The organism is Staphylococcus saprophyticus subsp. saprophyticus ATCC 15305 = NCTC 7292, assembly GCF_000010125.1.
GTDB lineage: Bacteria > Bacillota > Bacilli > Staphylococcales > Staphylococcaceae > Staphylococcus > Staphylococcus saprophyticus.
Window position 1 is genome coordinate 1 of the sequence record NC_007350.1, and the last position, 16,948, is coordinate 16,948.

The 16,948-nt window shown below is 35.3% G+C and carries 12 protein-coding genes, 1 riboswitch and 1 other annotated feature; of the genes, 11 read left to right on the forward strand and 1 reads right to left on the reverse strand.

Annotated features, from left to right (window positions below):
• Window positions 1-508 precede the first annotated feature (508 nt).
• The 6 genes from dnaA (at window position 509) to gyrA (ending at window position 9,827) form a co-directional block, all read left to right on the forward strand.
• Window positions 509-1,876: a chromosomal replication initiator protein DnaA gene (gene dnaA / locus SSP_RS00005; protein WP_002481962.1), complete on the forward strand. Its 1,368-nt coding sequence runs from the start codon at window positions 509-511 to the stop codon at window positions 1,874-1,876.
• A gap of 247 nt (window positions 1,877-2,123) precedes the next feature.
• Window positions 2,124-3,254, forward strand: a complete 1,131-nt coding sequence (gene dnaN, locus SSP_RS00010) for a DNA polymerase III subunit beta (protein WP_011302009.1) — start codon at window positions 2,124-2,126, stop codon at window positions 3,252-3,254.
• 551 nt (window positions 3,255-3,805) lie between these two features.
• Window positions 3,806-4,039: a S4 domain-containing protein YaaA gene (gene yaaA, locus SSP_RS00015; RefSeq protein WP_171914394.1), complete on the forward strand. Its 234-nt coding sequence runs from the start codon at window positions 3,806-3,808 to the stop codon at window positions 4,037-4,039.
• Window positions 4,036-5,151, forward strand: coding sequence for a DNA replication/repair protein RecF (gene recF, locus SSP_RS00020; RefSeq protein ID WP_011302011.1), 1,116 nt, complete (start codon window positions 4,036-4,038; stop codon window positions 5,149-5,151). The genes yaaA and recF overlap by 4 nt, the downstream gene beginning before the upstream one ends.
• Before the next feature lie 12 nt (window positions 5,152-5,163).
• Window positions 5,164-7,098: a DNA topoisomerase (ATP-hydrolyzing) subunit B gene (gene gyrB, locus SSP_RS00025; RefSeq protein WP_172606401.1), complete on the forward strand. Its 1,935-nt coding sequence runs from the start codon at window positions 5,164-5,166 to the stop codon at window positions 7,096-7,098.
• Window positions 7,099-7,133: 35 nt separating this feature from the next.
• On the forward strand, window positions 7,134-9,827 hold the full coding sequence (gene gyrA, locus SSP_RS00030; protein WP_011302013.1) for a DNA gyrase subunit A: 2,694 nt from the start codon (window positions 7,134-7,136) through the stop codon (window positions 9,825-9,827).
• Between the two features lie 61 nt (window positions 9,828-9,888).
• Here the strand turns inward: gyrA and SSP_RS00035 are convergent, their stop codons facing one another.
• Complete coding sequence (locus SSP_RS00035; RefSeq protein WP_011302014.1) at window positions 9,889-10,701, reverse strand: NAD(P)H-hydrate dehydratase; 813 nt, start codon at window positions 10,699-10,701, stop codon at window positions 9,889-9,891.
• A gap of 396 nt (window positions 10,702-11,097) precedes the next feature.
• Here SSP_RS00035 and hutH point away from each other — a divergent pair, with 396 nt between their 5' ends.
• The 5 genes from hutH (at window position 11,098) to SSP_RS00060 (ending at window position 16,795) form a co-directional block, all read left to right on the forward strand.
• Complete coding sequence (gene hutH, locus SSP_RS00040; RefSeq protein ID WP_011302015.1) at window positions 11,098-12,597, forward strand: histidine ammonia-lyase; 1,500 nt, start codon at window positions 11,098-11,100, stop codon at window positions 12,595-12,597.
• A 79-nt stretch (window positions 12,598-12,676) separates the two neighbouring features.
• Window positions 12,677-12,865 (forward strand) — a binding site (T-box leader).
• A 63-nt stretch (window positions 12,866-12,928) separates the two neighbouring features.
• Complete coding sequence (serS, locus tag SSP_RS00045) at window positions 12,929-14,212, forward strand: serine--tRNA ligase (RefSeq protein WP_011302016.1); 1,284 nt, start codon at window positions 12,929-12,931, stop codon at window positions 14,210-14,212.
• A gap of 315 nt (window positions 14,213-14,527) precedes the next feature.
• A complete protein-coding gene (locus tag SSP_RS00050; RefSeq protein ID WP_011302017.1) occupies window positions 14,528-15,229 on the forward strand; it encodes an AzlC family ABC transporter permease in 702 nt (233 codons plus the stop codon).
• Complete coding sequence (locus tag SSP_RS00055; RefSeq protein ID WP_011302018.1) at window positions 15,226-15,555, forward strand: AzlD domain-containing protein; 330 nt, start codon at window positions 15,226-15,228, stop codon at window positions 15,553-15,555. The genes SSP_RS00050 and SSP_RS00055 overlap by 4 nt, the downstream gene beginning before the upstream one ends.
• A 111-nt stretch (window positions 15,556-15,666) precedes the next feature.
• Window positions 15,667-15,765: riboswitch (SAM riboswitch) on the forward strand.
• A gap of 61 nt (window positions 15,766-15,826) precedes the next feature.
• Entirely contained in the window at window positions 15,827-16,795 is a 969-nt protein-coding gene (locus SSP_RS00060; protein WP_002481973.1) for a homoserine O-acetyltransferase MetX, read from the forward strand.
• Window positions 16,796-16,948 lie beyond the last annotated feature (153 nt).

Genomic DNA, 16,948 nt, shown 5'->3' on the forward strand with positions numbered 1-16,948 from the left:
GCATTTACTATGTTTCACTCCAAAAGTGCTTCTGTCTATGCAGATACTCCCCTTTTGCAGCACCCCTGCATTTATCCATTTTGTGTTATACATTTTTCATACAATCTTTATAAATTATTTCCCAAACCCACAAACACCTTAAAATTTGGTATACTGTCTATTGCTCAAAGTTATCCACTTATACACAACGCTATACCTCAAATTTGTGGATAAGTATAATGTTATTCACAGAGTTCCTCAGCATTTAAGAACATATTCACACCCATTTGACAGAGGTTGTTGTTAAAAAGTATAATTGTGTGGATAAGTTATGTAGATATTGATTGCTACAGGGTTTAAATTAATAAATTATACAATAAAAGCCTGTGTATAAATCACAGTTAGGTAATAGTTATCCACTGATTGTGCGTAACTTGTGGATAATTATCAACAGCCTGTGATTCTTTTTATTTGTACCTGTTGTTTTTGTGTATAACTTTAAAATTTACGAAAGTTGGAGTTTGTTATTATGTCAGAACAAGAAATTTGGGAAAAAGTTCTAACCTTGGCTCAAGAAAAAGTAAGTAGTGCAAGCTACCAAACATTTCTTAAAGATACAAAATTGTTTAAACTGCAGAATGAGCAAGCGATTGTAGTTACTGATGACGATTTTGTTGCTAATTGGTTAAAGATGAATTACGCAGAAATTATTAAAGCTGCTTTATATGAAGCAATTGGTCATGAGATAGCACCAGTCTTTTATACTGAAGAAGAGCTAAAAAGCTTACATACAAGTGAGCAAAAAGAAGAAAATCAACCAGAACAACCAGCCAAAAAGTATACGCCAGGCGTTGATGAAGCTGTCATTGGCGGTGAACAGTTCAATACACATAATACGTTTGAAACATTTGTCATTGGACCAGGTAATAGATTCCCTCATGCTGCAAGTCTTGCAGTGGCAGAAGCACCAGCTAAAGCGTATAATCCATTATTTATTTATGGTGGTGTTGGTTTAGGTAAGACCCATCTAATGCATGCGATTGGTCATTATGTATTGGATAACAATCCAGACGCTAAAGTTATTTATACGTCTAGTGAAAAATTTACAAATGAATTTATTAAGTCTATTCGTGATAATAAAACTGAACGTTTTAGGGAAAAATACCGTAATATCGACGTTTTATTAATTGATGATATTCAATTTATTCAAAATAAAGAACAAACTCAAGAAGAATTTTTCCATACATTTAATGAATTACATCAAGCAAATAAGCAAATTGTAATTTCTAGTGATCGACCTCCAAAAGAAATTGCTAAACTAGAAGATCGTTTACGTTCACGTTTCGAATGGGGATTAATCGTAGATATTACGCCGCCTGATTATGAAACAAGAATGGCGATTTTACAGAAGAAAATTGGCGAAGAAAATCTTAACATTCCAACTGAGGCGCTTACTTACATCGCTAATCAAATTCAGTCTAATATTCGTGAACTTGAAGGTGCATTAACACGTGTCTTAGCATTTTCAAAATTACAGGGACAACCCATTACGACTGAGTTAACAGCTGAAGCACTTAAAGATATTATTCAAGCACCTAAATCTAAAAAAATCACGATACAAGATATTCAGAAAATTGTTGGTCAGTATTATAGTGTAAGAATTGAAGATTTTAGCGCTAAAAAACGAACAAAATCCATCGCTTATCCGCGTCAAATTGCAATGTACTTATCACGTGAGTTAACCGATTTTTCATTACCAAAAATTGGTGAAGAGTTTGGCGGTCGTGATCATACAACGGTTATTCATGCACATGAAAAAATAGTTAAAGATATACAAAATGATCCAACTTTTAAACAAGAAGTTGAAAATTTAGAAAAAGAAATAAGAAACCAATAAAATAAACTGTACTATAACAGAATAATCGTAGGTATTTTGAGGAATAGTTAATAGAGGAATTATAAACGTTATTGTGGATAATGTTAAAAAGTCATACACACAGTGCACAAGTTATCCACAGTCTTTAATCGACGTCACTGTTCACTAAAATTAACTTATCCCCTAATCCACAAGCCCTACTACTATTACTACTGTTTTAAAACCTATATAATTTAATATATAAACGACTGGAAGGAGTTTAATAAAGATGGAATTCACAATAAGAAGAGATTATTTTATTAATCAATTAAATGACACACTTAAGGCCATCTCACCAAGAACAACATTACCTATCTTAACTGGTATCAAAATTGAAGTTAAAAACAACGAAGTTATACTAACTGGTTCTGATTCAGAAATCTCAATCGAAATCACTATTCCTAAACAAGTCGATGGTGAAGATATTATTGATATTGTTGAAACCGGATCAGTCGTGCTTCCTGGTCGTTTCTTCGTAGACATTATAAAAAAATTACCAGGTAAAGAAGTTAAACTTTCTACAAATGAACAGTTCCAAACACTTATTACATCTGGACATTCTGAATTTAACTTAAGTGGTTTAGACCCAGATCAATACCCGTTATTGCCACAAGTTTCTCGTGATGATGCGATCCAATTATCAGTTAAAGTGCTTAAAAACGTTATCGCACAGACTAATTTCGCAGTGTCCACCTCAGAAACACGCCCAGTACTTACTGGTGTCAACTGGCTTATACAAGAAAATGAATTAATATGCACAGCTACTGACTCACACCGCTTGGCTGTAAGAAAGGTAGCATTAGAAGATGACTCAGAAAATAAAAATGTCATCATTCCTGGTAAAGCATTATCTGAGTTAAATAAGATTATGTCAGACAGTGAAGAAGACATCGATATTTTCTTTGCTTCAAATCAAGTGTTATTCAAAGTGGGTAACGTAAACTTTATTTCACGTTTATTAGAAGGTCATTATCCTGATACATCTCGTTTATTCCCAGAGAATTACGAAATTAAATTAGGAATTGATAATGGTGAATTCTATCATGCCATCGATCGTGCATCTTTATTAGCACGTGAAGGCGGCAATAATGTCATTAAATTAAGTACAGGTAATGAACTTGTAGAATTATCTTCAACATCACCAGAAATTGGTACGGTAAAAGAAGATGTTAAAGCAAGTAATGTAGATGGTGGCAACCTAAAAATTTCATTCAACTCAAAATATATGATGGATGCTTTAAAAGCCATTGATAACGATGAAGTGGAAGTAGAATTTTTCGGTACAATGAAACCATTTATTTTAAAACCAAAAGACGATGATTCAGTTACACAACTTATCTTACCGATTAGAACGTATTAATCGTATTGTTAAATAGATTAACGCAATAACTTTTCTCAATAAAAAGTGCAACTTAACAGGAACAAGCCTTTGAAATCTTAGTGATTTCTGGTTTGTTCCTGTTTTTATTTGAAAAAAGAGTCTGAGTTTAAAAGCAGATACTAAGAGATAATTAGAAATTTGCTAATGTTATTAATTAATTTCATGATTAAAGACATTTAAAGGGCAAATATAAGCATTTTGAACATTTTCTTAGGGGAAAATGCTTAAAAGTAATAAAAGTGTCTTAAAACAGCTCTAAATGCAAAATAAATATAGTCCGTATATCATACATAAATTTTTAAGCAGATTAAGGTATTTAGTGAAAATTAATATTATTTGTAAAGAATGCCCATATAATGTATTTATTTTTGATATAATATGACATTATGAAACAACGTTAAAAATAACTTTGAAACTAATTATTTAAAAATAGTTAAAATAAGTTAAAAGAAATCGCTTACTCACTGTATTTTGCATGAAATTTTCCGCAAAAAAAGGTATAATATATAAGTGAGCTTAAAAGAAATGGAGTGATTGATTTGGTTGAAGAGGTAATTGTTGATGGAGACATTACTTTAGGGCAATTTCTAAAGACAGAAGGTATTATCGAATCTGGCGGACAAGCAAAATGGTTCTTACAAGATTTTGATGTCATGATCAATGATGAGCGTGAAACGCGTCGCGGTAAGAAATTAAATCATCGAGATAGCATTGTCATACCAGAAGTCGGTTCATTTTTGATATTACATCAAGGTGAAGAATGAAATTAAAGACACTCCAGTTACAAAATTATCGTAATTATGAGTCCATTTCCTTAAATTGTCATCCCGATGTCAATATATTGATTGGTGAAAATGCCCAAGGGAAGACTAATTTATTAGAATCTATTTATACGTTAGCACTAGCTAAAAGTCACAGAACGTCTAATGACAAAGAACTCATACGTTTCGATAGCGACTATGCTAAAATAGAGGGTGACCTTAGTTATAGATATGGTGAGATGCCTTTAACGATGTACATCACTAAAAAAGGTAAACAAGTCAAAATCAATCACTTAGAACAAAGTAGACTGACCCAGTATATTGGGCACTTGAACGTCGTTTTGTTTGCGCCTGAGGATTTAAATATTGTCAAAGGATCACCGCAGATTAGACGTAGATTTATAGATATGGAACTTGGACAAATCTCAGCAGTATATTTAAATGATTTGTCACAGTATCAACGTATTTTAAAACAAAAGAATAATTATTTGAAGCAACTGCAATATGGACAAAAGACAGACAGCACCATGCTTGAAGTCTTAAACCAACAATTTGCAGAATACGCACTCAAAATTACGCTAAGACGTGAACATTTTATTAATGAACTTGAATCACTAGCGAAACCTATCCATTCTGGGATTACAAATGAACGTGAAACATTGTCTTTAAACTATTTACCTAGTATTAAACTAGAAAATAAAGATAAAAGTGAGACAGAACGCTTAGAGGAAGTCTTAACGATACTTAATGACAATATGGAACGAGAAAAAGATCGAGGTGTGTGTTTATACGGACCTCACAGAGATGATTTAGGTTTTAATGTGAATGGAATGGACGCTCAGACTTATGGCTCGCAAGGTCAACAAAGAACTACTGCACTATCAATCAAACTCGCTGAAATTGAGTTAATGAATATTGAAGTAGGTGAGTATCCAATTCTATTGCTAGATGATGTATTAAGTGAGTTAGATGATTCACGTCAATCTCATTTATTGAGCACTATTCAACATAAAGTGCAGACTTTTGTTACTACGACATCCGTAGACGGTATAGAACATGAAATTATGAAAAACGCTAAACTTTATCGCATTAATCAGGGCGAAATTATAAAGTAATGGAAAGTGAAGGTGGAAGCAGTGTCAGATGTGAACAACACGGAAGATTATGGTGCTGGACAGATTCAGGTATTGGAAGGTCTAGAAGCGGTACGTAAAAGACCAGGTATGTATATTGGTTCAACTTCAGAAAAAGGTTTACACCATCTTGTATGGGAAATTGTCGATAACAGTATCGATGAAGCACTTGCAGGTTATGCCGACACAATTGAAGTTGTAATCGAAAAAGATAATTGGATTAAGGTAACGGATAATGGCCGTGGTATACCTGTTGGCATTCAAGAAAAAATGGGACGTCCTGCAGTTGAGGTTATTCTAACTGTATTACATGCTGGTGGTAAATTCGGTGGCGGCGGTTATAAAGTTTCTGGTGGTTTACATGGTGTAGGTTCATCAGTAGTAAACGCGTTATCAGAAGATCTTGAAGTATACGTGTATAAAGACCGCAAAGTTTATCATCAAGGTTATAAAAAAGGTGTACCTCAATTTGACTTGAAAGTCATTGAAGAAACAGATGATGATAATACAGGTACAGTCATTCGTTTTAAAGCGGATTCTGAAATTTTCACAGAAACGACAACATATCATTATGAAACATTACAACAACGTACAAGAGAGCTTGCGTTCCTAAATAAAGGTATTTCAATTACTTTAAGAGATGAACGTGGTGAAGAAGTTCGTGAAGACACATATCACTATGAAGGTGGTATTAAATCTTATGTTGAAATGCTAAATGAAAACAAACAGCCTTTACATGAAGAACCTATTTACGTGCATCAAACCAAAGATGATATTGAAGTTGAAATTGCTTTACAATACAACAAAGGTTTTGCAACAAACTTGTTGACGTATGCGAATAATATTCACACATATGAAGGTGGTACACACGAAGAAGGTTTCAAACGTGCACTATCTCGTGTACTTAATAGTTACGGATTAAATAGTAAAATTATCAAAGAAGATAAAGAAAGACTTTCAGGTGAAGACACACGTGAAGGTTTGACAGCAATTGTTTCAATTAAGCACGGTGATCCACAATTTGAAGGACAAACAAAAACAAAATTAGGTAACTCTGAAGTACGTCAAATCGTTGATAAACTATTCTCTGAGTTATTTGAGCGTTTCTTATATGAACATCCTCAAGTAGGCCGTATTGTAGTTGAAAAAGGTATCATGGCTTCACACGCACGCCTTGCTGCGAAAAAAGCACGTGAAGTTACGCGCCGTAAATCAGCATTAGAAATATCAAGCTTACCTGGTAAATTGGCGGATTGCTCTAGTAAAGACCCATCACGTAGTGAAATCTTTATCGTCGAGGGTGACTCTGCCGGTGGGTCTACAAAATCCGGTCGTGATTCAGAAACACAAGCGATATTGCCATTGCGTGGTAAAATCTTGAACGTTGAAAAAGCACGTTTAGATAGAATTTTAAATAATAACGAGATTCGTTCGATGATTACGGCATTTGGTACGGGTATTGGTGGCGAATTTGATTTAAGTAAGGCACGCTATCATAAGATTGTCCTTATGACAGATGCTGATGTCGATGGTGCACATATTAGAACATTGTTATTAACATTCTTCTATCGCTTTATGAGACCATTATTAGAAGCAGGATATGTGTATATTGCACAACCACCTTTATTCAAATTGACACAAGGTAAACAAAAGTACTATGTCTTTAATGAACGTGAATTAGAAAAACTTAAAGCTGAGTTAGAACCAACGCCAAAATGGTCGATTTCACGTTACAAAGGTCTTGGTGAAATGAATGCGGATCAATTATGGGAAACTACTATGAATCCAGAAAATAGAGCCATGTTACAAGTATCATTGGATGATGCGATTGAAGCGGACCAAGTCTTCGAAATGTTAATGGGCGACGTTGTAGAGAACCGTAGACAGTTTATTGAAGATAATGCAGTCTATGCCAACTTAGATTTCTAATACGATGAACTGAATTTTTGAAGGAGGATATCTTGATGGCTGAATTACCTGAATCAAGAATTAATGAACGAAATATAACGAGTGAGATGCGCGAGTCATTCTTAGACTATGCGATGAGTGTTATTGTCTCACGTGCTTTACCTGATGTGAGAGATGGTTTGAAACCAGTACATCGACGCATATTGTATGGTTTACATGAACAAGGTATGACACCAGACAAGTCATACAAGAAATCTGCGCGTATTGTTGGGGACGTAATGGGTAAATATCACCCACATGGTGACTCATCAATTTATGAAGCAATGGTTAGAATGGCACAAGACTTCAGCTATCGATATCCTTTAGTTGATGGACAAGGTAACTTTGGTTCTATGGATGGCGACGGTGCGGCTGCGATGCGTTATACAGAAGCACGTATGTCTAAGATTACACTTGAATTACTTAGAGATTTAAATAAAGATACAATTGATTTTATCGATAACTATGATGGTAATGAAAGAGAGCCGTCAGTCTTACCTGCTAGATTCCCTAACTTATTAGTTAATGGTGCATCTGGTATCGCTGTTGGGATGGCTACAAATATTCCGCCACATAATTTAACAGAGGTCATCAACGGTATTTTAAGTTTAAGTTATAATCCCGATATTACCATTGCTGAATTGATGGAAGATATACAAGGGCCAGACTTCCCGACTGCAGGTATTATCCTTGGAAAGAGTGGGATTCGTCGTGCATTTGAAACAGGTCGAGGATCAATACAATTGCGCTCTCGTGCAGAAATAGAAGAACGTGGTGGCGGTCGTCAACGTATTGTTGTTACAGAAGTACCGTACCAAGTTAACAAAGCACGTATGATAGAAAAGATTGCTGAATTAGCGCGTGATAAGAAAATAGACGGTATCACAGACTTACGCGATGAAACAAGTTTACGTACAGGTGTCCGTGTAGTAATCGATATCCGTAAAGATGCCAACGCGAGTGTTGTCTTAAATAACTTATACAAACAAACACCATTACAAACATCATTTGGTGTAAACATGATTGCCTTAGTTAATGGCAGACCAAAACTTATTTCACTTAAAGATGCCTTAGTTGAATACTTAGAGCATCAAAAAGTCGTTGTAAGAAGACGTACCGAATATAATTTAAAAAAAGCTTTAGATCGTGCACATATATTAGAAGGTTTGAGAATTGCGCTTGATCATATTGATGAAATTATCAGAGTTATTCGTGAATCAGATAACGATAAGATTGCCATGGCAAGTTTACAAGAACAATTTAAATTATCTGAACGTCAAGCACAAGCGATTTTAGATATGCGTTTAAGACGTTTAACTGGTTTAGAAAGAGATAAGATTGAAGCTGAATATAATGAACTAATTGCTTATATTGAAGAATTGAAATCTATCCTTGCAGATGAAGAAAAATTATTACAAATTGTTCGTGATGAATTGATTGATGTCCGTGAGCGTTATGGTGATGAACGTAAGACTGAAATCCAACTTGGTGGTTTAGATGACATTGAAGATGAGGATTTAATTCCAGAAGAACAAATTGTGATTACGTTAAGTCATAATAACTACATCAAACGATTACCAGTTTCAACTTATAGAGCACAACACCGTGGTGGTCGTGGTGTTCAAGGTATGAATACGCTAGAAGAAGACTTTGTAAGTCAACTTGTGACGTTAAGTACACATGACAACGTGCTATTCTTTACGAATAAAGGTCGTGTCTATAAACTTAAAGGCTATGAAGTGCCAGAGCTTTCTCGTCAGTCTAAAGGTATTCCAGTAGTTAACGCAATTGAGTTAGACAATGACGAATCGATTAGTACGATGATTGCTGTTAAAGATTTAGAAAGTGAAGAAGATTATTTAGTCTTTGCTACTCAAAAAGGTAGAGTGAAACGTTCTGCCCTAAGTAACTTCTCACATATTAATAAAAACGGTAAAATTGCGATTAGTTTCAAACAGGATGACGAATTGATTGCAGTACGTCTAACTGATGGTGAAACTGATATTCTAATAGGTACATCGCACGCTTCATTAATTCGCTTCCCTGAAACTGCATTGCGTCCACTTGGCCGTACCGCGGCGGGTGTGAAAGGTATTACACTTAGAGAAGACGATAAAGTAGTCGGTTTAGATGTTACAAAAGCCGAAAGCGATGATGAAATACTCGTCGTGACTGAAAATGGTTACGGTAAACGTACACCAGTTGAAGATTACAGATTATCAAACCGTGGTGGTAAAGGTATTAAAACAGCGACTATCACAGAACGTAATGGTAATGTAGTTTGTATCACATCAGTGACTGGTGAAGAAGACTTGATGGTTGTTACAAACTCTGGCGTGATTATCCGTATTGATGTAGAGGATATTTCACAAAACGGCCGTGCAGCACAAGGTGTGAGATTGATTAAATTAGGTGAAAATCAATTCGTATCTACAGTAGCTAAAGTAAATGAGGAAGATGAAGCTGAAACAGAAACTGAAGCAATTGCCTCCGATTCAGAAAATACTGATGCAACTGAACAAATGGCACAAGATTCACAACAAGGTGAAGCTGTGATAGAGGACGATGCACCAGGCAACGCCATTCATACAGAAGTTGAAGATAGTGATGTATCAGATGATGATGATCGTCAAGAAGTACGACAAGACTTTATGGACCGTGTGAATGAAGATATTGATAATGCGGACAACGAAGATAACGAAGAAGAGTAATTTTATGCGATAATAGTCATTATAAAAAAGACCTACCTCAATGAGGTAGGTCTTTTTTGGCTTAATTTTCTAAAGCTTTCATAGCATGAGGTATTTCACTGATTAGTCTGGATGGTGGCACGACATACATTTTTTCTGCTAACTGTTCTCCAATATAACTATGCGTATACGTAGCACTTGTAACGGCTTCTTCTGTGTCGTTGAATTGGCCGACAAAGCTTGTAATCATACCAGATAAAGTATCACCCATACCACCTGTAGCCATTGCTGGTGTCCCTATTGGCAGTTTGTAGTCTTTACCTCTGAAATAGATTTCAGTTCCGTGCATTTTTAAGACAATGGTTGCACCAATGCGATCTGCGGCTTCACGATTACGTTCATACGTTTGTTCCTCTATAGGAATACCACTTAAACGTTCCCACTCTTTTTGGTGAGGCGTAAAGATAACCTTGCACGTAGGAATGTCTGGTTTCAATTTACTAAAAATTGTAATAGCATCCCCATCTACAATTAATTTTTGATGTGGTTGAATATTTTGTAATAGGAAAGTAATGGCATTATTGCCTTTAAAATCACAACCGAGTCCTGGTCCGATTAAGATACAATCCGTGTTCTCAATCATTTTTGTTAACATTTTAGTATCGTTAATATCAATCACCATGGCCTCTGGACAACGTGAATGTAAAGCGGCATGATTTGTTGGATGTGTAGCTACAGTGATTAATCCGCTACCACTATAAACACACGCTCGAGCTGCAAGCATGATTGCACCACCTAAGTTCGCATTGCCCCCAATTAAAAGAATTCTCCCATAATCACCTTTATGTGTTTCATCTTTACGTTTTGGAATGCTTACTTGTGATAAAGTTTCCATTTTGAAACCTCCTTTTAAACATTTAGCGTTAATTTAATACGTTGACTTGAAAAAGATAAGCATCTGCTTAAAATGATAAATGTTAAAGTTGGCTATCTTATATTCTCTATATCATAGAATGTTAAAACCATTTTCTTTTAAGTTACTTATATCTTATTTTTTTGTGCTCATTTATAAATACAATAAGAAATATTATACCTGGTTTCGAGATTAGTCAATAGGCAAAGTCGTAAAGAAAATATTAATTTTAGAAAACATAATTTTGATACGACTTTATCCCATTAAATCAGTAATTTAATACCATATTACGGATATGGTCAATCCTATTGTTCGTGTGAAAATGTAAGCGTATACTCGAATTAATTGAACAAAATAGATAAGCAAGGAGATGGGGAAATGACATTACAACTTAATGGTGAAATGCTAACAATCAATGATATTAAAACGTTCTTAAATAAGGAAGATACCGTTGAAGTAACACAAGAAGCACTGGAACGCGTAAAGAAAAGTAGACAAACGGTGGAACATATTATAGAAAACAAAGAAACAATCTATGGTATTACAACTGGATTTGGATTATTTAGTGATGTGCGAATTGATAAAGATGAATACAATCAATTACAAGTAAATTTAATTCGATCACATGCTTGTGGTGTTGGGAAACCATTTTCAGAAGAAGTTGCTTTAGTAATGATGGTCTTACGATTAAATACTTTGTTGAAAGGTCATTCTGGTACGACAGTCGCGTTAGTAGAGCAACTTGTTTATTATATCAATAACAGAATTGTACCAGTGATTCCACAGCAAGGATCTTTAGGCGCATCAGGGGACCTAGCACCATTATCTCATTTAGCATTAGCTTTAATTGGTGAAGGCAATGTATTTTTTAAAGGTGAAGAAGTAGACAGCCGGTATGTCTTAAATCAATTAAATCGTAACCCAATACAATTACAAGCTAAAGAGGGACTTGCACTCATTAATGGCACGCAAGCGATGACTGCACAAGGTGTGATTAATTATATTGAAGCGGAAGCCTTAGGTTACCAAGCAGAATGGATTGCTGCTCTAACACATCAAGCATTAAATGGTATTACAGATGCTTATAATGAAAAAGTGCATAAAGCACGTAATTTTCAAGAACAAATAGATGTTGCAGCTAGAATGTTAGACTGGTTAGATGGCTCAGAGTTAACCACTACACAAGGCGACATACGTGTACAAGATGCATACACATTACGCTGTATTCCACAAATACATGGCGCAAGTTTTCAAGTATTTAATTATGTGAAAGAAAAATTAGAATTTGAAATGAACGCTGCTAATGATAATCCATTAATATTTGATGAAGGTGATGAAACGCTTGTTATTTCTGGAGGTAATTTCCATGGGCAACCGATTGCCTTTGCATTAGATTTCTTAAAGTTAGGTGTAAGTGAATTGGCTAATGTATCAGAGCGTCGTTTAGAGCGACTCGTAAATCCTCAATTAAATAATGGATTGCCTGCCTTTTTAAGTCCACAACCAGGATTACAGAGTGGCGCGATGATTATGCAGTATGCTGCTGCGAGCTTAGTATCAGAAAATAAAACACTCGCACATCCAGCAAGTGTTGACTCAATACCATCGTCAGCTAATCAAGAGGATCACGTTTCGATGGGAACGATTGCCTCTCGTCATGGCTATCACATCATTGAAAATGCGAGACGTGTCTTAGCAATTGAAACGATTATTGCATTACAAGCCGTTGAATATAAAGATATTGATAAATTATCACCGAAAACATATGAAAAGTATCAAGAATTACGTCACATCGTACCATCAATTACAGAAGATAGACAGTTCCATAAAGATATTGAAGCGGTATCGCAATATTTACAAGATCTTGCTTATATGTAGGGACTCTAATTGACATAAACGTTGTCACCCTTGAAATAGCTGATGTTATTTGCTATATTTAAATTAACTTAATTATGCTATTGTTCGTAGGATAAGTAATATTGAATCTTGATTTCAGAGAGCTTGTGGTTAGTGTGAACAAGTAATCATATTTAATATGAATCTACCTACTATATGAGAACAATCGGTTATAGCCGTTATTTAGTGAGAGTGCAGTCTAATTTTGGACTGTTAAATAGGGTGGCAACGCGTAGACCACGTCCCTTGTACAGGGACGTGGTCTTTTTGTGTTATTATCCAATAAATTTTGAAATTTGAAAGGATGACCAGCATGTTAGATATTAAATTATTCCGTAATGATCCAGAATTCCTTAAAGAAAAAGTTGCAAAACGTGGTATGGATTCAAAAGTAGTAGATGAAGTATTAGAACTAGATGAGCAACGTCGTCAACTTATCAGTCAAGCCGAAGAAATGAAGGCAGAGCGTAATAAAGTGAGTGGAGAAATTGCTCAGAAAAAACGTAATAAAGAAGATGCAGACGATGCAATCGCAGCTATGCGTAATCTAGGTGATGAAATTAAAGTACTAGATGATACTTTAAATCAAGTAGATGTTGACCTTAATGATAAATTGTCTCGTATTCCAAATATCATTCACGACGATGTACCAGAAGGTGCTACGGATGAAGATAATATAGAAGTTAAACGTTGGGGTACACCTAGAACTTTTGAATTTGAAGATAAAGCACACTGGGATTTAGTAGAAGAGTTAGAGATGGTTGATTTTGAAAGAGCAGCTAAAGTCTCTGGTGCGAGATTCGTATTCTTGACAGGTGACGGTGCACAATTAGAGAGAGCGTTAATGAACTACATGATTACGAAACATACGACACAACATGGCTATACGGAAATGATGGTACCACAATTAGTTAATGCCGATTCTATGTATGGTACAGGTCAACTTCCAAAATTTGAAGAAGACTTATTTAAAGTAGAAAAAGAAGGTCTTTATACCATTCCAACTGCAGAAGTGCCATTAACGAATTATTACCGCAATGAAATCATTGCACCTGACGTATTACCAGCTAAATTTACAGCTCAATCAGCTTGTTATCGTAGTGAGGCTGGATCTGCTGGTCGTGATACACGAGGACTTATTCGCTTACACCAATTTGATAAAGTTGAAATGGTACGTATTGAAAAACCTGAAGATTCTTGGCAAGCACTTGAAGACATGACTCATCATGCAGAAGCGATTTTAGAAGAACTTGGTTTACCATATCGCCGTGTTATCTTGTGTACAGGAGATATTGGTTTTGGTTCAAGTAAAACATATGATTTAGAAGTTTGGTTACCAAGCTATAACGATTATAAAGAAATCAGCTCTTGTTCAAATATTACAGATTTCCAAGCACGTCGTTCAAACATTCGCTTCAAACGCGATAAAAATGCGAAACCAGAATTAGCGCATACTTTAAATGGTAGCGGGTTAGCTGTAGGTCGTACCTTTGCAGCTATCGTTGAGAACTACCAAAATGAAGATGGCTCAGTTACAATTCCAGAAGTGTTAGTTCCATTTATGGGTGGTAAAACAGTCATCCGTCCGACTAAATAAAAAACTGAAAGTAATGCTAAAAACGCGTAGCGACAATAGGTCCTATGCGTTTTTTTGTGCACTATCGAAAGGGTAGGGGAGGTGTAAAAAGTATAAAATAGCAAATATGATTAGGCGGAATTCAGATATATTTTAGAGGTATGTCTTAATTATTTCTAAAAATTCAGAGAAATATAAACAACGTGTTTTAAGCTTTTTAAGACAATCGTTAGTCTAACCTCACACAAACGGATGTCTAAAGATATTGCGCATTTAGAATCAGTTGTATTAGAATTGATATATTATTTTTGAAGTGCCATGAGAGGGTGGGTGTGTATGGAAAATGAAGCGCATGTAACATTTAAACAAGGTGTCAAAGCGTGTATTCCTACCTTGTTAGGATACGCAGGTGTGGGTTTATCATTTGGAATTGTTGCAGTTGCTTCAGGATTTAGCTTGTTGGAAATTATTTTACTGTGTTTGCTTGTATACGCAGGCGCAGCACAATTTATAATTTGCGCGCTTGTTATTGCAGGTACACCTATATCCGCAATTGTATTAACTGCGTTCATCGTCAATTCTAGGATGTTCTTATTAAGTATGACACTTGCACCAAGCTATAAAGATTATAGTTTACTAAATAGAATTGGGTTGGCAACATTGGTAACAGATGAAACATTTGGGGTTGCAGTGACACCACATCTAAAAGGCGAAAAAATTAATGATCGATGGCTACACGGTTTGAATATAACGGCTTATGTTTTTTGGACGATTGCATGTATTATTGGTGCTTTATTTGGTAAATACATCCATGACCCAGACGTATTAGGCTTAGACTTTGCAATAACGGCTATGTTTATTTTTCTTGCCGTCTCCCAATTTGAATCAATCAGGCGCTCAAAAGTTAAGATTTACTTAGTTCTGATTATTTGTGTCATTGTGATGATGTTGGGATTAAGTTTATTTATGCCATCATATTTAGCGATTATTTTAGCTTCTACAATAACGGCAGCACTTGGGGTGGTGATGGAACGATGACGACAACGATACATATGTTAACGATTATTATTTTATGCGGAATTGTGACATGGTTGACTCGAATTATACCGTTTGTGATGATTTCTAAAGTTCATTTATCTGAACGTGTAGTCAAATGGCTCTCTTTTATCCCAATTACATTGTTTACAGCGTTGATTATTGATGGTGTCTTGGTTCAACAAGAGGGCGTAATGGGATACACAATCAATATGCCATTTTTGATAACGATGATACCTACGATTGTAGTTGCCATCGTTTCAAGAAGTTTAACGATAACGATTTTAAGTGGGATTATTATTATGGCATTGTTGAGATGGGTTTTTTAAAGAATATCATTGATGAAACACAGGATATCCGTTAGAATTAGAATAATTAGAAAATTATGATATTTCCAATTTTTAGTCTGTCATACTTTCGTTTTATACAATTAAAATCAAATCTTATTTCGAGAAGCTGAGGGACTTGGCCCAGTGATGCTTCAGCAACCGGCTGTGTAGTACGGTGCTAAAACCAACGATACACTCGAATGATAAGTAATTATAACTTCTTACTTATGTTATATGAGTGAGAAGTTTTTTATTAAGTAGGAGGGAAATCATGACGAATTATACGGTAGATACTTTAGAATTAGGGCCTTTTACAACGGAATCTGGAGAACTCATATCTAATTTGAAACTACGCTATGAACATGTGGGGTTGAAAGGACAACCTTTAGTTGTTGTCTGTCACGCTTTGACAGGTAACCATTTAACATATGGGACAAATGATCAACCAGGATGGTGGAGAGGTATCATTGATGGGGGCTATATGCCCATCAATGATTATCAATTTTTAACTTTTAATGTAATTGGTAGTCCGTATGGTTCAAGTTCGGCATTAACAGATGCTGATTTCCCTCAAACGCTCACGTTAAGAGACATTGTACGTGCAATTGAAATAGGCATAGAAACGTTAGGATTTGAACACATTAATATTCTCATTGGTGGTTCTTTAGGAGGCATGCAAGCGATTGAATTATTATATAATCGCAAATTTAATGTCGATAAAGCCGTTATACTTGCTGCAACGGATAAAACATCATCCTACAGTCGAGCGTTTAACGAGATAGCGAGGCAAGCCATTCATTTAGATCCTAAAAATGGTATGAGTATCGCTAGACAATTGGGTTTCTTAACTTATCGATCATCTAAAAGTTACGATAAGCGCTTTTCACCAGATCAAGTTGTCGCCTATCAAAAACATCAAGGTGATAAGTTTATGAATCATTTTGATTACGCATGTTATTTAACACTGCTGGATGTCTTGGATAGTCATGATGTCGATAGAGGACGTGATGATGTGGATGAAGTATTCCGTAATTTAGATACGAAGGTTATGACAATGGGCTTTACCGATGACTTACTTTATCCTGATGACCTTGTTCGAGCAGTCGGCGAGCGCTTTAAATTTCATAAACATTTTTTCGTTCCTGACAATGTAGGACATGATGGATTTTTACTTAACTTCAATGATTGGGCGCCGAATCTATATCACTTTTTAAAAGTCTATAAAATCAAACGTAAATGAACTAACTAAATAGATTTAATTTTTGGGATGTGCCGGTTGTCTTCTTACTACTAAATAGAGGTGAGAAACAAGTTGGTTACATCCTATTTTTGTGTGAAATATAAATAAGTTGTTGTTAGTGAAGAAGCGATTGATATATAACAATGATTTCTA